The organism is Massilia agrisoli, from assembly GCF_020831365.1.
Lineage (GTDB): Bacteria > Pseudomonadota > Gammaproteobacteria > Burkholderiales > Burkholderiaceae_D > Telluria_A > Telluria_A agrisoli.
Genome location: NZ_JAJHPV010000006.1, coordinates 29438 through 49314, shown reverse-complemented (window position 1 = coordinate 49314; position 19877 = coordinate 29438). Strand labels below are relative to the sequence as shown.

Sequence of the window (19877 nt, the reverse complement as noted above, 5' to 3'; positions counted from 1 at the left end):
GCCTTAATCATCGTTTGAGTGCCGACAGGACCCGCGTCACGCAGCCTTCTTTTGGAATAGCGCGTAAAACAATCCGTCGTGATCCTGCCCGGCAGAGGCGCCTGGAAGGAGCTGGCCTGGCGCGTCGAGGCGGATCGCCTGGTGGCGCACCGCGAACGCGGCGGCCTGCGCCTCCGATTCCTGGGGCCATAGCGAACATGTCACGAACAGCAATTTACCATTGGGCCGCAGCATCTGCCAAAGGTTGTCGAGAATTTTGGCCGAAAGTGTTGCAAGTTGGAGCGTGTCGCCCTTGCGGCGCAGCCAGCGGATGTCCGGATGGCGCCGCACGATGCCCGAGGCGGTGCACGGCACGTCGGCCAGGATGCGGTCGAACTGGCGGCCGTCCCACCAGCCGCTCTCCTGCGCCAGGGCCGGCGCCAGGGTGGCCTGCATGCCGAGGCGGTCGAGGTTCTCGCGCACCCGCACCAGGCGCTTCGGGTCGGAGTCGAGCGCCGTCAGGTCGACATCGGCCAGTTCGAGGATATGGCCGGTCTTGCCTCCCGGGGCGGCGCACGCATCGAGCACGCGCATGCCGTCGGCCAGGTCGAGCAGCGGCGCGGCGACCTGGGCGCCGGCGTCCTGCACCGACACCACGCCAGCCTCGAAGCCTGGGATCTGGGTGACCGGCAGCGGCTTGTCGAGGCGGACCGCGCTCGGGCCGACCTGGGTGGCGCCAATGCCGGCGCCGAGCAGCAGCTTCAGGTAGTCGTCGACGCTGCTCTTGCGGCGGTTGACGCGCAGGGTCAGCGGCGGAGCTTCATTGCCGGCCGCAAGAATCTGCTGCCACTGGCGCGGGTAAGCCGCCCTGGCCGCATCGATCCACCAGTCCGGGTAGTTCCACTCGGCGACCGGCTGCTTGACGGCTTCGGCCACCAGCGCCGCGCGCTCGCGCAGGAAGCGCCGCAGCACCGCGTTGACCATGCCGCGCGCATGCGCCATGTCGGGATGCGCGGCCGCGGCCGTCACGGCCTGGTCGACCACGGTGAATTCCTCGTAGGCCGCGGCCTGTCCTTCCGGCGTGTCAAGCAGCGCCAGCGCGCTGCACAGCAGGCCGGCCAGCATCGGCGGCTCCGGGGCTTTCGACGTCATCAGCCCGACCAGCACCTCGCTTCGGCCCAGCTTGCGCATGGCGCGGTAAGCGATGTCCTGGATTGCGCCGCGCGCCTGCGGCGAAGCGTCCATCACGCCGAAGGCCACCCCAAGCGCCTGCGGCAGGGTGACCCCGCCGCGCACCTGCGCCACCGCGTGGGCGGCGCCGGTCAGCGCCAGCGCCAGCGAGTCGTCGCGCAGGTCAGGCCGGTAGCCGCTTTGCAGCACCGGCTTGACCTCGTAGCTGGGCCGGATCGCAGGCGCGGGTGCGCGTTTCGGCGCGCCGGTCTTCTTGGGCGCTGGCTTCAGGGAGAGCGTCGGGCGCTTGTCGGTCATGGTCGTCTTTACAATAGTGCTAATGAAAGGCGCCATTGTACCGGGTGAATACATAAGCCAAGCTTAAACAAGCCACCGGTGCGCAGTAGCCGGCGGTACTCCGGGCGGCCCCAAACCAGTATAATTGACCAATCTTTGCCCGTGGCCCAGCCACCGCACCTTCACTTTACAGACCACCGCACATGCTCGCCCAACAAAAACAAGAAATCGCCGCCCTGTTCCAGGCCGCCCTCGCCCCAATCCTCGAAGGCAGCGGCCTCACGCCAAACGTCGTGCTGGAGCGCCCGCGCGACCCGTCGCACGGCGACATCGCGTGCAATATCGCCATGCAGCTGGCCAAGCAACTGAAAATGAACCCGCGCGAGCTGGCCACCAAAATCGTCGCCGGCCTGCTCGAGAACCCGGCCGGCAAGGGCCTGGTCGACAGCGCCGACATCGCCGGCCCCGGTTTCATCAACCTGCGCGTGGCGGCCAGCGCCAAGCAGTCGGTGGTGCGCACGATCATGCAGCAGCAGGGCCAGTTCGGCCGCAGCGAGCTTGGCCAGGGCAAAAAAGTCATCCTTGAATTCGTCTCGGCCAACCCGACCGGCCCGCTGCACGTGGGCCACGGCCGCCAGGCCGCGCTGGGCGACGCGCTGTCGGCGCTGTTCCAGGCGCAGGGCTTTGCGGTCACCCGCGAGTTCTATTACAACGACGCCGGCGTACAGATCGCGACCCTGGCCAATTCGGTGCAGGCGCGCGCGCGCGGCATCAAGCCGGGCGACGCCGGCTGGCCGGAGTCGGCCTACAACGGCGACTACATCCAGGACATCGCCGACGACTTCATGGCCGGCAAAACCGTGTCGGCCAGCGACAGCCTGCCGGTGACCGCCAGCGGCGATGCCGACGATATCGAATCGATCCGCAAATTCGCCGTGACCTACCTGCGCAACGAGCAGGACATCGACCTGCAGGCCTTCGGCGTCAAGTTCGACAACTACTACCTCGAGTCCTCGCTTTACCTCGAAGGCAAAGTGGAAGCCGCCGTCGACACCCTGCTCCGCTCCGGCAAAACCTACGAGCACGAAGGCGCGCTGTGGCTGCGCACCACCGAATACGGCGACGACAAGGACCGCGTGATGCGCAAGTCCGACGGCACCTTCACCTACTTCGTGCCGGACGTGGCTTACCACATCACCAAATGGCAGCGCGGCTTCGGCCAGGCCATTAACATCCAGGGCAGCGACCACCACGGCACCATCGCGCGCGTGCGCGCCGGCCTGCAGGCGGTCGACATGGGCGTCCCGCAAGGCTACCCTGACTATGTGCTGCACAAGATGGTCACCGTGATGAAGGACGGCGAGGAGGTCAAGATCTCCAAGCGCGCCGGTTCCTACGTCACCGTGCGCGACCTGATCGAATGGTCGGGCGGCGGCGACATCGGCAAGGGCCGCGACGCCGTGCGCTTCTTCCTTATTTCACGCAAGGCCGACACCGAGTTCGTGTTCGACGTCGACGTCGCGCTGGCCACCAGCGATGAAAACCCGGTCTATTACGTGCAGTACGCCCATGCGCGCATCTGCTCGGCGCTGGCTAACTGGGGCGGCGACGAGGCACAGCTGGCCAATGCCGACCTGTCGCTGCTGGCGACCCCGCACGAAGCGAGCCTGCTGGCCAAACTGGCGGCCTATCCGGAAGTGCTCGCGCGCGCGCAGTCCGAGCTTGGCCCGCACCAGGTGGCGTTCTACCTGCGCGAGCTGGCCGGCGAGCTGCACAGCTACTACTTCGCGCACAAGTGGCTGCTCGACGATGACGAGCCGCTCAAGCTGGCACGCCTGGCGCTGGCCACCGCCACCCGCCAGGTACTGCGCAACGGCCTCGCGCTGATCGGCGTGTCCGCACCAAACAAGATGTAATTGGCCAAACCAGGGTCCAGATGAAAGCACAACTCCGCTCCGTTTCACCCGCGCGCCAGCGCGGCAACACACTCACCGGCATCATCATCGGCTTGATCATCGGCCTGGTGATCGCCGTCATCGTGGCGCTCCTGATCACCAAGGGCGCCACGCCTTTCACCGACAAGACCGGCAAGCTCGGAAAAATGGGCGAGCCGCAGGCCGGCCAGGCCGCCGATCCGAACAAGCCGCTGTACGGCGACAAGCAGGCCGCGCGCGAAGCGAACAAGCAGTTCGCGGGCAAGCCGAAAGCCCCCGAGGCCGATCCGCTGGGCGAGGTCATCGCCGGGCTGGATAACGATGCCACGCCGGCGGCGCCTGCGCCTGCGCCGGCAGCTCCCGCACCAGCGCCGGCGCCTGCCGCCGCCGAAGCGGGCGAAGACAAGACCATCTACTACCTGCAGGCCGGCGCTTTCCGCGAGATGGCCGACGCCGAAAACACGCGCGCCAAGCTCGCGCTGCTCGGTTTCGAAGCGGCCATCACCGACCGCGCCAACGGCGCCGACGTGCTGCACCGCGTGCGCATCGGCCCGTACAACCAGGTCGAGACGATGAACCGCGCGCGCGCCAAGCTGATCGATGCAGGCGTCGATGTGGCGATCGTCCGCAACCAAAAATAATTTTCACCCCAGGAGCTTCCAGCATGCGATTCATCCGTACCATCCTGTGCGCCGCCGCGCTGTGCGCCGTGGCCGCAACCGCCAGCGCCTCCCCTGCCAGCCCGGTAAACGGCACCGAGTACCTGACCCTGCCGGAAGTCCAGAACACCGATTCTGGCAACAAGGTCGAAGTGACCGAGTTCTTCGACTACGCATGCCCGCACTGCGACGCCTTCGAGCCAGTACTGGCCGACTGGGTGAAAAAACAGGGCGGAAATATCGTCTTCAAGCGCGTGCACATCAGCCGCGGCAATGGCGTGCTGCCGCAGCAGCGCCTGTACTACACGCTGGAGGCGATGGGCCTGGTCGAGCAGTACCATGCCAAGGTGTTCCGCGCAATGCACCACGAGCGCCAGCGCTTCCAGAACGACGAGGCGGTGTTCGACTGGGTAGAAAAGGCCGGCATCGACCGCGCCAAATTCATCGCCGCCTACCGCTCGTTCGGCATGGAAGCCAAGACGCGCCGCGCTGCCGCCATGATGGAGAACTACAAGATCGACCACTGGCCAATCCTCGCGGTCGGCGGACGCTACCTGACCTCCCCATCGCTGGCCAACGTGGCCGTCAAGACCAGCCAGACCGAAGCCGAACAGCAGCAGGGCGCGCTCCTGGTGCTGAACCACCTGGTCGCCAAAGTCAAGGCAACCAATAAATAAGCAGGCGATGCGCCCGGCCATGACACGCGTATTCATTACGGGCGCATCTTCCGGCATCGGCGCCGCCCTGGCTGCCGAGTATGCCGCGCGCGGCGCCACCCTGGGCCTGGTGGCGCGGCGCCGGGAACTGCTCGAGCAGCTTGCCGCCAGCCTTCCCAATCCCCACCTGCACAAGGTGTACGCAGTCGATGTCCTCGACCACGGCGCGCTTGCCGCGGCCGCGCGGGACTTCATCGCGACGCAGGGCGGCGCCGACGTCGTCATTGCCAACGCCGGCATTTCGCACGGCACCCTGACCGAATTCGCCGCCGACCTGCCGGTGTTCGACACCATCCTCGCCACCAACGTCAGCGCGACAGTGGCCACCTTCGCACCGTTTATCGCCACCATGAAGGCCCAGCCGGGGCCGTGCCGCCTGGTGGGCATCGGCAGCGTGGCCGGCATTCGCGGCTTGCCCGGCGCCGGCGCCTACAGCGCGTCCAAGGCGGCAGTGCTCAGCTACTGCGAATCGCTGCGGCTGGAGCTCAAGCGCGACGGCATCAAGGTCGTCACGATCGCGCCCGGCTACATCGACACGCCGATGACCCGCCATAACAAGTATCCGATGCCCTTCCTGATGCCGGCCGAACGGTTTGCCGCAAAGGCTGCCGATGCGATCGGGCGCGGCGCCAGCTACGCCGTCATTCCGTGGCAGATGGGCGTGGTCGCCAAGCTGCTGCGCGCGCTTCCCAACGCCGTCTACGACTTTGCCTTCTCGCGCGCGCCGCACAAGGCGCGCAAGGCGGCGCCATGAACGCCGGCGCAATCGCGCAGCGCAGCGGCACGCAGGTGGCGGTGGAAGTCGTTGCCGAAACCGGTTCGACCAACGCCGACCTGCTGGGCCGTGCTTCCACCCTTGAGGGCCCTACCCTGCTGGTGGCCGAACACCAGACCGCCGGCCGCGGACGCGCCGGGCGCAGCTGGCTGTCGGCGCCGGGCGATTCGCTGACCTTTTCGCTGGCGTGGAAATTCGACCTGCCGCTGCAGCAGCTGGCCGGCCTGCCGCTCGCAGTCGGCGTCGCGCTGGCCGGCGCGCTGGCCGCCTGCGGCGTCCAGGTGCAGCTGAAGTGGCCGAACGATGTGCTCAAGGACGGCAGCAAGCTGGCCGGGGTGCTGATCGAAACCCAGGCCGCACCGGACGGGGGCATCTGGGCCGTAATTGGCATCGGGATGAACCTGCGCATGCCGGACGAGCTGGAAGAGCGCATCGGGCGCAGCGTGGCGGCGGCGCCGTGGCTGGCGCAGATGGACCGCGACGCGCTGATGGCGGCGATCCTCGCCAGCCTCGCGGCCGCCCTCGGCGAATTCCGCCAGGCCGGCTTTGGCGCCTTCAGCGCGCGCTGGAACCGCCTGCACGCATGGCAGGGGCGCCCGGTCTCGATTTTGGACAACGGCGCGGTGCTGCATGACGGGCTCGCCGCCGGGGTCGACGACAGCGGCCGCCTGCTGCTCGATTGCGCCGAGGGCCGCATCACCGTGCTGGCCGGCGACGTTTCGCTGCGCACGCGGGAGGCCTAGATGCTGCTCCTGGTCGACGCGGGCAATACACGCATCAAGTGGGCGCTGGCGGAACACGGCGCGGCGCTCGGGCAATGGAGCGCCAGCGGCGCAGTCGCCAACGCCGACCTGAACCACCTGCCCCAGGCCTGGCACGGCGCGCATATCGATCGCGTCGTCGTCTCCAACGTGGCCGGCCAGGCACGGCGCGACCAGCTGCAGCTGATGCTGCCGCCGGCGGCAGTCACCTGGTTTGCGTCCGTCCCGGAACTGGCTGGCCTGCGCAACAGCTACCGAAATCCCGCGCAGCTGGGCTGCGACCGGTTTGCCGCAGCCCTCGGCGCGCGCGCACTGGCGCCCGCGCAGCCGCTGGTGGTTGCCACGTGCGGAACGGCGACAACCATCGACGCGGTCAGTGCGGACGGCGTCTTTTTGGGCGGGATGATCCTGCCCGGGCTGGGCCTGATGGCTGCATCGCTGGCCGCCAACACGGCGCAGCTGCCACAGGTGGAAACCGGAACCGCGCCGCCCGCGTTCGCGGACAACACCAACGACGCGATCCGCTCCGGCTGCCTGTCGGCGCAGGCAGGCGCCATCGAACGCGCCAGCCGCCTGCATGGCGGCGCGCTGTGCCTGATCTCGGGCGGGGCGGCGCCCTACATTGCGCCGGCGCTATCCATCCCGCACCGGCTGATCGATAATATCGTCCTGGTCGGCTTGCATGCGGCCGCCACTTCTACGGGATAAGCTGTGCTGAAATTTCTCTTCTGGATCCTGCTGTCCTTCAACGTAGCCCTGTTCGCGTATGGGCGCGGCTACCTCGGCAATTTCAAGGGCAACGAGCGCGAACCTGCGCGCATGAAGAACCAGGTCAACGCCGACAAGCTCAAACTGGTCCCGGCCTCGCAAGCTGCGGCGGTGAAAGCGGCCGAGCCCGCGCCTGCAGCGCTGCCCGAACCGGTGGCAGCCGCGCCTGCGCTGGTCGCCTGCCTTGAAGTCGGCCCCCTGGTCGCCGTGGACGCGCGCCGCTTCGATACCCGCATTGCCGCGCTCGGGCAACTCAAGCCGGTGCGGCAGAACGTGACGACCACGGAAGTGGGCAGCTACATGGTGCACATCCCGCCGCAGGCGACGCGCGCGGCCGCCGACAGCAAGGCGGAGGAGCTGAAGAATCTCGGCGTCACCAATTACTACGTCATTCCGGACAATACGCCGATGAAGTGGGCGATTTCGCTGGGCGTGTTCAAATCGGAGAATGCAGCCAAGACCTTGCTCGCTGCGCTGAACAAGCAGGGTGTGCAAGGCGCGCGCATCAGCGGCCGCGGCGCCCAGGTCACCCGCGTGAACTACCGTTTCCGCGACATCGAGCCAGCCATGCGCGACCGGATCGACCGCGTCGCGGCGTCGTTCCCGGGCCAGCGCGCGCGCAGCTGCAAGTAGCCAGCCGGCGCTAGCGCCTGACCACCATCGGTTTCAGGCCCATGCCCTTCAGTTCGCGCAGCGCTTCGTTGGCCTCGTCGCGGCTGGCGAAAGGCCCGCTGAACAGGCGGTGCATGCTACCCCCCTTCACCACCTCCAGCACGCCGCGTACCGCCGCGTTGTTAAGCAGGCGTTCGCGCGCCTGTTCGGCCTTGTCGGCGCGGGCGTAGGCGCCCAGTTGCAGGTAGAAGGCGTTCGAAGGCGCCGCTACCGGCCGTTCCGTCGATGCTTCGGTATCCAACGCATGGTCGTTCAGCATCAGGGCGGCGATGCCTGCAGGTGCGCTGTCGCGCGCAGGCGCCGGCACCGCCGCCTGCGGCGCGTTGCGCCTTTGCTCCGCGACGTTGATAACCCGGTTCGGCAGCAGGCGCTCGACCTCCACCTCATGGCTGCCTTTGCCCAGCAGGCCAAGCTTGAGCGCAGCCGTAAACGAGACATCGATGACGCGGCCCGCATGGAAAGGCCCGCGGTCGTTAATCCGCACCACCACCTGCTTGCCGCTCGAGATATTGGTCACGCGCGCGTACGACGGGATCGGCAGCGTCGGATGGGCGGCGGTCATCTTGTACATGTCGTACAGCTCACCGGACGAGGTGCGCTGGCCGTGGAACTTCTTGCCATACCAGCTGCTCACGCCACGCTGCACGAACGGTTCCTCGTTGACGATCGGGACATAGGTCTTGCCGAACACGGTGTACGGACGGTTGGCGTACTTCGAATACGGCTCGGCGCGCACCTCGGCGTCGGCGACATCCTTCAGGTTGGGCGGCGGATTATCGCCCGGCCCGTCGTCCTTGTAGTAGCCGCCGCGGCCCGAGCCGGCGCGCGGCAGCAACGGCAGGTCCGGGTCGACCGAAGGATGGCGCTCAGCCTTGTGGAATGGCGTCGGGAACTTCCAGATAGAGCGCTTCTCGCTGTCCGAGGTGCTGCCGCATCCGGCCAGCACCAGCGCGGACAGCGCGATCGACAGCCTTCCGTGCGCGCGCGGCATCAAGTTTGCACCAGCTTGCGGTGGCGCTGGATGCTCATCAGGATGCCCAGGCACAGGCCCAGCGTCATCAGCGCCGTGCCGCCGTAACTGAGGAACGGCAGCGGCACGCCGACCACCGGCAGGATGCCGCTGACCATGCCCATATTGATGAATACGAAGGTAAAGAAGATCATCGAGATCGCGCCCGCCAGCAGGCGTGAGAACAGGTTGGCCGCGTTCGCGGCGATCATCAGGCCGCGCCCGATCAGCAGCAGGTACATGAACAGCAGCACCAGGATGCCGATCAGCCCGAACTCTTCGGCGAAGACCGCGAAAGCGAAGTCGGTGGTGGCCTCGGGCAGGAATTCGAGGTGGGCCTGCGACCCGTGCAGCCAGCCCTTGCCCGAGATGCCGCCTGAACCGATCGCGATGATGGACTGGAGGATGTGGAAGCCCTTACCGAGCGGGTCGGCGGTGGGGTCGATCAGGGTCATTACGCGCTCACGCTGGTAGTCATGCATCAGCGACCATGCTACCGGCAGGCTGGCGAAAAACGCTACCACCAGGCCGGCAATGGCCTTCCACGACAGGCCCGCCAAAAAGATCACATACATCCCCGAGGCCAGCACCAGCAGCGAGGTGCCGAGGTCGGGCTGCAGCTGGATCAGGCCGACCGGAACCGCCAGCAGCACCGCCGCGACCAGGAAGGAACTCCAGCGCACCACGCCGGCGCGCTGCTGGAAGTACCAGGCCAGCATCAGCGGCATGGCGATCTTCATGATCTCGGACGGCTGGATGTCGATACCCACGTGCAGCCAGCGGCGCGCGCCCTTTTTGATAATCCCGAACATGAACACCGCCACCAGCAGCGCGACGCCGAATGTATAGATCGGCACGGCGAGCCGCATCAGGGTCTGCGGCGGCACCAGCGCGGCGAGCCACATGAAGACGAAGGCCACGATGATATTGCGGATCTGCGCCTCGACCCTGCCAGGAAAGTCGATACCGGCCGAGTACAAGGTGACCAGGCTGGTGGCGGCGAGCAGGAACACGATCAGCGCCAGCGGCCCGTCGAAAACCATGAAGTAGGGCCGCATGCGGCGCCAGAGCGAGCGGCGTTCGTTGATGCGCATGTTATTCCTCAGTGTGCAGGCGCCGCTGGAGCGGCTCCCGGCTTGGCCTGGTCCTTGATTACCGGACGCTTCCCGAGCAGGTAGTAATCCATCGCCTTGCGCGCGATCGGCGCGGCGCTGGCGGCGCCGAAGCCGGCGTTCTCGACCACCATCGCCAGCGCGATGCGCGGTTTGTCGGCGGGCGCAAACGCCACGTACAGGGCGTTGTCGCGGAAGCGCTCGGCGATCCGGCTGGCGTTGTACTTCTGGCCTTTCAGGCCGATCACCTGCGCGGTACCGGTCTTGCCCGCGGACGTATAGCCGGCATTGGCAAATGCGATGCGGCCCGTGCCGGCGGGCTCGGTGTTCACGCCTACCAGCGCGCGCTTGATCACGTCGATGTTTTCCTGCTTGAGCGCGACGCGCCGGGTTTCCTTCGGCACGGTCAGGCTGCGCGCGCGGGTGGCGCCATCCTCGACGATCTTGACCAGGTGCGGCTTCATTACCACGCCGTTATTGGCCAGAATCGAGACCGCGTGCGCCAGCTGCAGCATGGTGTAGTTGTTGGCGCCCTGTCCGATGCTCACCGAGATGGTCTCGCCCGCGTGCCACTTCTGCATGGCCTTGTTTTTCTTGTAGCGCTCGCGCTTCCAGGCAGTCGACGGCAGCACGCCGGTCTTCTCGTGTTCCAGGTCGATCCCGGTCTTTTCGCCGAACCCGAACTGCTTCATGAAGTCGTGGATATTATCGACCCCCATCTCGTTGCCGAGCTGGTAATAATAGGTGTCGCATGAAGCGACGATCGAATCATGCATGTTGACGAAGCCATGTCCGCCCGGCTTGTCGTCGTTGAAGCGGTGCCCGCCCAGCATGAAGTAACCGATGTCCTGGATGCCCTGCGACGGTGTGCGGCGGCCCTGCTCCAGCGCGGCCAGCGCCATGAACGGCTTGAAGGTCGATCCCGGCGGGTAGGTGCCCGACAGCGGGCGGTTGAGCATCGGACGGTCTTCGGATGTGTTGAGTTCGTTCCAGTTCTGCGTGTCGATCCCGTCGACGAACAGGTTGGGGTCGTAGCCAGGGCGCGAGACGTAAGCCAGCACGTCGCCGGTTTCCGGCTCGATCGCTACAAAAGCGCCCTTGAAATCGCCATAGGCCTGCTCGACAATCTTCTGCAGTTCGATATCGACCGAGAGGATCAGGTTGCTGCCCGGGGTTGCCTCGGTGCGCGACAGGGTCGACACAGCGCGCCCGCCCGCGGTCTTGATGACTTTTTCGTAGCCGGTGCGGCCATGCAGCTGCGCCTCGTAGCTTTTCTCGAGGCCTTCCTTGCCGATGTGATCGGTGCCGTTGTAATTGGCCGCGTCCTCGCTGGCGTCGATCACCTTGGCGTCGCGCTGGTTGATGCGGCCGATGTAGCCGATCACGTGCGATGCGACCTCGCCCATCGGATACTGGCGGAACAGGCGCGCCTGCACCTCGACGCCGGGAAAGCGGAAGCGCTGGGCGGTGAAGCGCGCCACCTCGTCGTCGGTCAGGCGGGTGCGCAGCGGCACGCTGGCGAAACTGCGCGACTCTTCCAGCAGGCGCTTGAAGCGCTTGCGGTCGCGCGGCGTCACCTCGACCAGCTTGGCCAGCTCGTCGATCACCGACTCCAGGTTGGCGTGCAGCTTGGACGGCGTGATCTCGAGCGTGTAGGCGGAGAAGTTGCGGGCCAGGACGACGCCGTTGCGGTCGACGATCAGGCCGCGGTTCGGCACGATCGGCACGATCGCGATGCGGTTGTCCTCGGCCTGCGCCGCATAGTCGCTGTACTTGATGACCTGCAGCCAGACGAAGCGCGCCACCAGCACGCCGAAGCCGAGGAACACGATGCCGACAAACGCTGCAAGGCGCATGCGGAAGCGGTGGATCTCCCGGTCGTTGTTCTTAATTTCAGTCATCGCTGCTTCAGATCGGGCGCGTATGGTCGCGGTCGACCGCGCGCCGTTGCGGCGCCATCAGCAGCGACGAGATCACCGGCCACAGCGCGATGGCCACGGCGCTTTCGACGAACTGCAGCCAGCCGGAGAACTTGCCGGAGCCGATCAGGTGCACCAGCATCTGGATCGCCTGCGCCATCAGGAGCAGGGGCAGGATGTGGAAGGCCTGGGTCAAGACCGGGAACCACAGCACGCGGCGGTGGATCATGATCGCGAAATAAGACAGCAGCGTATAGGCCAGCGCGTTCTCGCCCAGCAGCGTGGCCTCGTGCACGTCCATCAGCAGGCCCATGAAGAAGGCGACGCCGATGCCGACCTTGCGTGGCTGCTTGATGCCCCAGAAGACCAGCACCAGCGCGACGAAATCGGGTACGCCCACCCACTTCCCCCATGGGAGCAGGTTGAGCATGAAGGCGCAGGTCAGGCTGAACGCGATGAACAGCGGGCTGACCGGCAGCAGGATGTAGTGAGGACGGTTCATCGTGCAGTCTCCGTGGCCGCGGGCGGCGTGGTCGCCGGGGCCGCTGCGGTGGTCGGTGTGGCGGCCGGCGCCGGCGCGGGCATCGCCATGGCGGCCTGCGGCGCGCGCGGGGTCTCGAGCGGCGTCATCTTGGGCAGCTGGCTGCGCTTGGCCGGCGGCGGCGGTTCGGCAGGTGGGCGCGGCGGCAGCTCAGGCAGCGACATCAGCACCAGCAGCTGGCGGTTGCGGTCGACGCCGGCCAGCGGCTGGCACACCACGCGGCCGAAGGCGCCAGAGGCGCTGTTCTCGACCTGGATCACCTTGGCCACTGCCAGGCCGGCCGGATACACGCCGTCCATGCCGGAGGTAATCAGGATGTCCCCGACCTGCACGTCGGCGTTCGGCGTCATGAAGCGCAGTTCGAGCGAGCCGGAGTTGCCGCGCCCATAAGCGACGCTGCGCAGGCCGTTGCGCAGCACCTGCACCGGGATCGCCTGCTCCTTGTCGGTCAACAGGGTCACTTCGGACGTGAACGGGAAGACGCGCGTTACCTGGCCGACCACGCCGGCGTTGTCGATCACGGGCAGGCCGAGGGCGACGCCGTTGCGCGCGCCGCGGTCGAGCACGATCTTGCGGGCCGAGGGATCGCGCGCGTCGTACAGGATCTCGCTGACGATCGACTTGACGGGAACGTGCTCGCGCGCGCCCATCAGCTTGCGCAGGTGGACGTTCTCGGCCATCTGCAGGCGCGCCTGCTGCATCGCCAGCGCCGTCGCGGCCTGCTGGCTTTTCAGCTCATGCACTTCTTTTTGCAGCGCCGACAGTGACGAAAAGTAGCTGCCCATCGTCGAAATGGCTTCGCGCGGCATCAGCGCGGCCATTTGCAAGGGGTAGAGGACGGTGCCTGCCACCTGGCGGATGGTGGCGAGGGTGTTCATGCGCGCGTCGACCAGCAACAGCACGATGGAAATGAGAGCGAACACAATCACCTTGACCCGCGCTGGGGCGCCTTGTTTGAACAGTGGCGGTGGGCTGTATTCCATGACTTTCAGGTGTGAAGATGACGGCGCACTGCGCCAGGTTCACTATGCGGGGCGCGCGTGCGCCCCGCTTCGATCAGGACATCCGTGCCAGGGCACGGGCGGGCCGCCCGGGAAGCGGCCAGCGGCGAGTGATCACTCGTAGGAGAAGATCGAGCCAAGCTTGTCCATGCGCTCGAGCGCCATTCCCGAACCGCGCACCACGCAAGTGAGCGGGTCTTCGGCGACCAGCACCGGCAGGCCGGTTTCTTCCATCAGCAGGCGGTCCAGGTCGCGCAGCAGCGCGCCGCCGCCGGTCAGCATCATGCCTTTTTCGGCGATGTCGGCGCCCAGTTCCGGCGGGGTCTGTTCCAGCGCGTTCTTCACTGCCGACACGATGTTGTTGAGCGGGTCGGTCAGCGCTTCGAGGATCTCGTTGGACGAAATGGTGAACGAACGCGGGATACCTTCGGACAGGTTGCGGCCCTTGACTTCCATCTCCTTGACTTCGGAACCAGGGAAAGCCGAACCGATGGCCTTCTTGATCGCTTCCGCGGTCTGTTCGCCGATCAGCATGCCGTAGTTGCGGCGGATGTAGTTGACGATGGCTTCGTCGAATTTGTCGCCGCCGACGCGCACCGAACCTTTGTACACCATGCCGCCCAGCGAGATGATGCCGACTTCGGTGGTGCCGCCGCCGATGTCGACCACCATCGAGCCGGTGGCATCCGATACCGGCAGGCCGGCGCCGATCGCCGCAGCCATTGGCTCTTCGATCAGGTAGACCTGCGACGCGCCGGCGCCGAGCGCCGATTCGCGGATCGCGCGGCGCTCGACCTGGGTCGAACCGCACGGCACGCAAATGATGATGCGCGGCGAAGGACGGAAGAATTTGGAGTCGTGCACCATGCGGATGAACTGCTTGAGCATCTGCTCGGTCACGGTGAAGTCGGCGATCACGCCGTCCTTCATCGGGCGGATCGCCTCGATATTGCCCGGCACCTTGCCCAGCATCTGCTTGGCTTCCTTACCGACTGCCTGGATGGTCTTCTTGCCGTTCGGGCCGCCTTCCTGGCGAATCGCCACCACCGATGGCTCATCCAGAACGATGCCGAGGCCACGCACGTAAATCAGCGTGTTTGCAGTACCAAGGTCAATTGCGAGATCGTTCGAAAAATAGCTACGTAAAAAACCAAACATGTGTGTCCTGTAGCGCAATAAGCTGCGCGTTTAGCATTATTAAGGATAACGTCAAGGATACCGTCGCCGCGCGTATATTGTCGCACCGTCGCGCCGTTTCGCAAGCTGCGGTGGGCAGGATTCAGCCCCCACAACGCATTAGCCCGCCATTCTACCTTATAATTTGGCGTGTAAATGCTGAAAAACCGGTGTTTTCCATGCCAGTTCGCTCGACGAGATCGGCGGGATTAATAAGCTTTTATCGTCTTTAACGCTCTGTTATTTCAATTTTCACCATTCGCCCACAACATTTTGAACGCGGCCAGCGCCGCGCTATCCTGCCATGTCCCTGACACTTTCAGATGTAAAACGCATTGCCCATCTCGCGCAGCTCGATATGGACGAGGCCCACGCCGAGACCGCATTGAATGAATTGAACGGCATCTTTGCGCTGGCCGAGCAGATGCAGGCGATCGACACCACCGGCGTCGCGCCGCTGTCGCAGCCGCTGGCCGCCGTCATGGATTCGCTGTCGCTGCGCCTGCGCGACGACGTGGTGACCGAAGAAAACCGCCGCGACGACTACCAGGCGCCGGCGCCGAAAACCCAGGACGGCCTGTACCTGGTACCAAAAGTTATTGAGTAATTACGGATTCGATGATCAGCCATGCATACTAAAACCCTGAAACAGCTGTCCGAACTCCTGCATTCGAAACAGGTGTCCGCCACCGAACTGGCGTCGCAATATCTTGCGCGCATCAAATCGAGCGACCTGAACGCATTCCTGCACGTCGACGAATCGCTGACCCTCGCGCAAGCGGCGGCGGCCGACGCGCGCCTGGCCGGCGGCAGCGCCGGTCCGCTGACCGGCGTGCCGATCGCGCACAAGGACATCTTCGTCACGCGCGACTGGCGCTCGACGGCCGGCTCCAACATGCTGGGCAATTACACCAGCCCGTTCGACGCCACCGTGGTCGAGCGCTTCAACGCTGCCGGCATGGTCAGCCTCGGCAAGCTCAATTGCGACGAATTCGCGATGGGCTCGTCGAACGAGAACTCGGCTTTCGGCGCGGTGAAAAACCCGTGGGACAAGCTGGCGGTGCCAGGCGGCTCCTCGGGCGGCTCGGCCGCCGCGATTGCCGCGCGCCTGGCCCCTGCGGCCACCGCCACCGACACCGGCGGCTCGATCCGCCAGCCGGCCTCGTTCTGCGGCGTCACCGGCATCAAGCCGACTTACGGGCGCGTGTCGCGCTTCGGCATGATCGCGTTCGCCTCCTCGCTCGACCAGGGCGGCCCGATCGCCCAGACCGCGGAAGACTGCGCCCTGCTGCTCAATGAAATGATCGGCTTCGACGAACGCGATTCGACCTCGCTGACGATCGAACAGGGCAATGTGCGCGAAGACTTCGCGCGCGACCTCGCCAAGCCTTTGAGCGGCCTGCGCATCGGCGTGCCGAAAGAGTACTTCGGCGAAGGCCTGGCCGCCGATGTTGAACAAGCGGTGCGCGCCGCGCTGGACGAATTCGTCAAGCTGGGCGCGACCCTGGTCGACATCACCTTGCCAAAGACCTCGCTGTCGATCCCGGTCTACTACATCATCGCGCCGGCGGAAGCGTCGTCGAACCTGTCGCGCTTTGACGGCGTGCGCTACGGCCACCGCGCCGCCGGGTACAAGGACCTGCAGGACATGTACAAGAAGACGCGCGCCGAAGGCTTCGGCCCGGAAGTACAGCGCCGCATCATGGTGGGCACCTACGTGCTGTGCCACGGCTACTACGACGCCTACTACCTGCAGGCGCAGAAGATCCGCCGCATGATCGCCGACGACTTCCAGGCGGTTTTGGGGGACAAGTGCGACGTCATCATGGGACCGGTCGCGCCGACGGTCGCGTGGGACCTGGGCGACAAATCGAACGACCCGGTCGCCAACTACCTGGCCGACATCTTCACCCTGTCGACCAGCCTGGCGGGCCTGCCCGGCATGTCGATCCCCTGCGGCTTCGGACAAGGCGAGAAGAACAGCAAGCGCCCGGTTGGCCTGCAAATCATCGGCAACTACTTCGCCGAAGCGAAGCTGCTGAACATCGCGCACCAGTACCAGCTGGCGACCGACTGGCACACGCGCGCCCCTGCCGGCGTCTAACATTCAAAGAAGCGAGAAACCTATGCAATGGGAAGTCGTCATCGGTCTTGAGAACCACGTCCAGCTCACGACCAACTCCAAAATTTTCAGCGGCAGCTCGATCCAGTTCGGCGCCGAGCCGAACACCCAGGCCAGCCCGGTCGACCTGGCGCTGCCTGGCGTGCTGCCAGTGATGAACAAGGGCGCGGTCGAACGCGCCATCCGCCTCGGCCTGGCCGTGGGCGCCAAGATCGCGCCAAGCTCCGTCTTCGCGCGCAAGAACTACTTCTACCCTGACCTGCCGAAGGGCTACCAGATCAGCCAGTTCGAAGACCCTGTCGTCATCGGCGGCCAGCTCACCTTCGGCTACGAGAAGGACGGCAAGCTCGAGACCAAGACGGTCAACCTGACCCGCGCCCACCTCGAAGAAGACGCCGGCAAGTCGCTGCACGAAGACTATGCGGGCATGACCGGCATTGACCTGAACCGCGCCGGCACGCCGCTGCTGGAGATTGTCTCGGAGCCGGAGATGCGCAGCTCGGCCGAAGCGGTCGCCTACGCCAAAGCGCTGCACTCGCTGGTGGTCTGGCTCGGCATCTGCGACGGCAATATGCAGGAAGGCTCGTTCCGCTGCGACGTCAACGTCTCGGTGCGCCCGGTCGGCCAGAAGGAATTCGGCACCCGCTGCGAGATCAAGAACCTGAACTCGTTCCGCTTCATGGAAGAAGCGATCGCCTACGAAGTACGGCGCCAGATCGAGCTGATCGAAGACGGCGGCAAGGTGCAGCAAGCGACGCGCCTGTGGGACCCGGACAAGAAAGAAACGCGCGCGATGCGCACCAAGGAAGACGCGCAGGACTACCGCTACTTCCCTGACCCGGACCTGCCGCCGCTGGTGATCTCGCAAGAGTGGATCGAGCGGATCCGCGCCGACATGCCGGAACTGCCGGCGGCGATGCGCGCGCGCTTCGTCAGCGACTACGCGCTGCCGGAATACGACAGCCTGATTTTGACCTCGTCGCACGAGATGGCGGCCTACTTCGAAGCGGTGGTGGCCAAGGCCGGCAAGGAGAATGCCAAGGCCGCGGCCAACTGGCTGATGGGCGACGTCTCGTCGACCCTGAACCGCGAAGGCGTGGGCATCGCCGACGCGCCGGTCGAAGCATCGCAGCTCGCGCTGCTGCTCAAGCGGATTGCCGACGGCACGATCTCCAACAAGATCGCCAAGGAAGTATTTGGCGCGATGTGGGAAGCCAAATCGACCGACGAGCACATTGCCGACGCGATCATCGACCAGAAAGGCCTGCGCCAGATTTCGGACAGCGGCGCGCTGGAAAAGATTGTGGACGACGTACTGGCAGCCAACGAAAAGTCCGTTGAACAATACCGCGCCGGCAAGGAAGCGGCCATCAATGCGCTGATCGGCCAGGCGATGAAAGCCTCGAAGGGCAAAGCAAATCCTGCCCAACTGACGGAACTGCTGAAGAAAAAGCTCGCGGGCTAAGCTCCAGCCAAACAAAATCGGGGTCAGACCACAGGTATTTGAAATATTCCAAAATACCGGTGGTCTGACCCCGAATTTTTTGCAACTACTTGTTTAAATGCCGTAACGGGCGCGGTAGGCGGCGACTGCTTCCTTGTATTGCGCCAGCTGCGGGTCGGCGCCTTCGGCGTTGAGGTAGGTGAACAGGTCGTCGAGGTTGGCGATCGAGATCACCGGGATGCCGAACTCGCGGCTCACTTCCTGCACCGCAGAACTGGCCGACAGCGCGTCGTCCTTGCCCGAACGTTCCATGCGGTCGAGCGCAATCAGTACCGCGCAGGGCTCGGCGCCGGCCGCGCGGATCATCTCCACGGATTCACGCACCGAGGTGCCGGCCGAGATCACGTCGTCGATGATGACGACCTTCCCTTGCAGCTTGGCGCCGACGATGGTGCCGCCTTCGCCGTGGTCCTTGGCTTCCTTGCGGTTGAAGGCGAACGAGGTGTCGCGCCCCTTGCCCGCCAGCGCAACCGCAGTGGCGGACGCCAGCGTGATGCCCTTGTACGCGGGCCCGAACAGCATGTCGAATTCAACGCCGGAATCGAGCAGGGTCTGGGCGTAGAACTGCGCCAGCTGGCCGAGCGTCGCGCCTTCGTGGAACAGGCCCGCGTTGAAGAAGTACGGCGACAGGCGCCCTGCCTTGGTCGTAAACTCACCGAAGCGCAACACGCCCGTGGACACCGAAAAAGCGATAAACTGTTGGCGCAAATTATTCACTAAGACCTCACTGTTAAAATCTGGCGGTATTTTACGCCACCCCTACTCCCCCTGGAACCATGCCAAGAATTATTTCAGCGAACCTGAACGGAATCCGCTCCGCCCACAAGAAGGGCTTTTTCAACTGGATGGCGGCGCAAACCGCCGACTTCGTTTGCGTGCAGGAGCTGAAGGCGCAACTGCCTGACATGACCGAGGAGTTCCTGGCGCCAGGCGGCTATCACGGCCATTTCCATTATGCGGAAAAGAAGGGGTATTCAGGCACCGGCATCTACAGCCGCACCAAGCCGGATGCGGTGCGCACCGGTTTCGGCTGCCCTGAATTCGATGCAGAGGGCCGCTACGTGCGCTGCGATTTCGGCGACCTGTCGATCATTTCGGTGTACTGCCCTTCTGGTTCGTCTTCCCCCGAGCGCCAGGAAGCGAAGTTCCGCTTCATGGAGGTGTTCCTGCCCCACCTGCTCGAACTGAAAGCCGAGGGCCGCGAAGTGGTCATCTGCGGCGACTGGAATATCGCCCACCAGGAGATCGACCTGAAGAACTGGAAGGGCAACAAGAAGAATTCGGGCTTCTTGCCGGAAGAGCGCGCGTGGCTGACACGCATCTTCGACGAGGTCGGTTTCGTGGACGTCCACCGCGGCATCGACAAGCGCGAGGAACAGTACACCTGGTGGAGCAACCGCGGCCAGGCCTGGGCCAAGAACGTCGGGTGGCGTATCGACTATCACGTCGCTACCCCGGGCATCGCGTCGCAGGCGAAAACGGTCGCGATCTACAAGGATGAGCGTTTTTCCGACCACGCGCCCCTGATCATCGACTACGGCATCTAAACGCCACCTCTTATCAAAAACACAGCTATTCGCGGCACTCAGTTGCGAATAGCGTGGTTTTTCGGCACGTTAATGTTGCCCGCACGCAAATTCCGTGCCGGTAAACGTTGCCTTACGAAAATAATATCTCCTTTGTTGATACACTATGCTTCCCTGCGGCAGGTGTCTTCACGCCCGCCGCGATCCCAACTTTTCGCCCCCGCGGCATCCAGACC

At 65.1% G+C, this 19877-nt stretch carries 19 protein-coding genes; 11 read left to right on the top strand and 8 right to left on the bottom strand.

All coding sequences use genetic code 11. The features are described 5' to 3' along the window. Positions 1–36 precede the first annotated feature (36 nt). Complete coding sequence (rsmB, locus tag LMJ30_RS04225) at positions 37–1467, bottom strand: 16S rRNA (cytosine(967)-C(5))-methyltransferase RsmB (protein ID WP_229431097.1); 1431 nt, start codon at positions 1465–1467, stop codon at positions 37–39. Positions 1468–1649: 182 nt separating this feature from the next. Between rsmB and argS the strand changes: the two genes are divergently transcribed. Genes argS through LMJ30_RS04190 form a run of 7 tightly spaced genes read left to right on the top strand, consistent with a single transcriptional unit; the run spans position 1650 to position 7692 of the window. Continuing rightward, entirely contained in the window at positions 1650–3362 is a 1713-nt protein-coding gene (argS, locus tag LMJ30_RS04220) for an arginine--tRNA ligase (RefSeq protein WP_229431096.1), read from the top strand. A gap of 20 nt (positions 3363–3382) precedes the next feature. Then, positions 3383–4021 (top strand): SPOR domain-containing protein, encoded by a 639-nt coding sequence (locus LMJ30_RS04215; protein WP_229431095.1) that lies wholly within the window; start codon positions 3383–3385, stop codon positions 4019–4021. A gap of 23 nt (positions 4022–4044) precedes the next feature. Then, positions 4045–4716 (top strand): thiol:disulfide interchange protein DsbA/DsbL, encoded by a 672-nt coding sequence (locus LMJ30_RS04210; RefSeq protein ID WP_229431094.1) that lies wholly within the window; start codon positions 4045–4047, stop codon positions 4714–4716. Positions 4717–4735: 19 nt separating this feature from the next. Further along, a complete protein-coding gene (locus tag LMJ30_RS04205; protein WP_229431093.1) occupies positions 4736–5509 on the top strand; it encodes an SDR family oxidoreductase in 774 nt (257 codons plus the stop codon). Then, positions 5506–6273, top strand: a complete 768-nt coding sequence (locus LMJ30_RS04200; protein WP_229431092.1) for a biotin--[acetyl-CoA-carboxylase] ligase — start codon at positions 5506–5508, stop codon at positions 6271–6273. The genes LMJ30_RS04205 and LMJ30_RS04200 overlap by 4 nt, the downstream gene beginning before the upstream one ends. Then, positions 6274–6999, top strand: coding sequence for a type III pantothenate kinase (locus tag LMJ30_RS04195; protein WP_229431091.1), 726 nt, complete (start codon positions 6274–6276; stop codon positions 6997–6999). A gap of 3 nt (positions 7000–7002) precedes the next feature. Then, a complete protein-coding gene (locus LMJ30_RS04190; protein ID WP_229431090.1) occupies positions 7003–7692 on the top strand; it encodes an SPOR domain-containing protein in 690 nt (229 codons plus the stop codon). Between the two features lie 10 nt (positions 7693–7702). On the opposite strand, the gene LMJ30_RS04185 is transcribed toward LMJ30_RS04190, so the two are convergent. The 6 genes from LMJ30_RS04185 to LMJ30_RS04160 form a co-directional block, all read right to left on the bottom strand. Beyond that, the gene (locus LMJ30_RS04185) at positions 7703–8722 is read right to left on the bottom strand and encodes a septal ring lytic transglycosylase RlpA family protein (RefSeq protein WP_229431089.1); all 1020 of its coding nucleotides are present in this window, start codon (positions 8720–8722) and stop codon (positions 7703–7705) included. After that, entirely contained in the window at positions 8722–9834 is a 1113-nt protein-coding gene (gene rodA / locus LMJ30_RS04180; protein WP_229431088.1) for a rod shape-determining protein RodA, read from the bottom strand. Before rodA ends, LMJ30_RS04185 begins: the two co-directional genes overlap by 1 nt. Positions 9835–9842: 8 nt before the next feature. After that, on the bottom strand, positions 9843–11753 hold the full coding sequence (gene mrdA, locus LMJ30_RS04175; protein ID WP_229431087.1) for a penicillin-binding protein 2: 1911 nt from the start codon (positions 11751–11753) through the stop codon (positions 9843–9845). A 7-nt stretch (positions 11754–11760) separates the two neighbouring features. Then, a complete protein-coding gene (gene mreD, locus LMJ30_RS04170; protein ID WP_229431086.1) occupies positions 11761–12273 on the bottom strand; it encodes a rod shape-determining protein MreD in 513 nt (170 codons plus the stop codon). Continuing rightward, the gene (gene mreC, locus LMJ30_RS04165) at positions 12270–13295 is read right to left on the bottom strand and encodes a rod shape-determining protein MreC (protein WP_229431085.1); all 1026 of its coding nucleotides are present in this window, start codon (positions 13293–13295) and stop codon (positions 12270–12272) included. Before mreC ends, mreD begins: the two co-directional genes overlap by 4 nt. A 132-nt stretch (positions 13296–13427) precedes the next feature. Further along, positions 13428–14471 (bottom strand): rod shape-determining protein, encoded by a 1044-nt coding sequence (locus tag LMJ30_RS04160; protein WP_018057985.1) that lies wholly within the window; start codon positions 14469–14471, stop codon positions 13428–13430. A gap of 322 nt (positions 14472–14793) precedes the next feature. On the opposite strand from LMJ30_RS04160, the gene gatC reads away from it, so the two are divergent. The 3 genes from gatC to gatB are packed head-to-tail and all read left to right on the top strand — an operon-like array spanning position 14794 to position 18076. Beyond that, on the top strand, positions 14794–15096 hold the full coding sequence (gene gatC / locus LMJ30_RS04155) for an Asp-tRNA(Asn)/Glu-tRNA(Gln) amidotransferase subunit GatC (RefSeq protein WP_229431084.1): 303 nt from the start codon (positions 14794–14796) through the stop codon (positions 15094–15096). 21 nt (positions 15097–15117) lie between these two features. Beyond that, positions 15118–16593, top strand: coding sequence for an Asp-tRNA(Asn)/Glu-tRNA(Gln) amidotransferase subunit GatA (gene gatA, locus LMJ30_RS04150; RefSeq protein ID WP_229431083.1), 1476 nt, complete (start codon positions 15118–15120; stop codon positions 16591–16593). Between the two features lie 22 nt (positions 16594–16615). Next, the gene (gene gatB, locus LMJ30_RS04145) at positions 16616–18076 is read left to right on the top strand and encodes an Asp-tRNA(Asn)/Glu-tRNA(Gln) amidotransferase subunit GatB (protein ID WP_229431082.1); all 1461 of its coding nucleotides are present in this window, start codon (positions 16616–16618) and stop codon (positions 18074–18076) included. Positions 18077–18169: 93 nt separating this feature from the next. Here the strand turns inward: gatB and pyrE are convergent, their stop codons facing one another. Next, positions 18170–18832: an orotate phosphoribosyltransferase gene (pyrE, locus tag LMJ30_RS04140; protein WP_229431081.1), complete on the bottom strand. Its 663-nt coding sequence runs from the start codon at positions 18830–18832 to the stop codon at positions 18170–18172. A 59-nt stretch (positions 18833–18891) separates the two neighbouring features. Between pyrE and LMJ30_RS04135 the strand changes: the two genes are divergently transcribed. Further along, complete coding sequence (locus LMJ30_RS04135; RefSeq protein ID WP_229431080.1) at positions 18892–19662, top strand: exodeoxyribonuclease III; 771 nt, start codon at positions 18892–18894, stop codon at positions 19660–19662. The last annotated feature ends 215 nt before the right edge of the window (positions 19663–19877 follow it).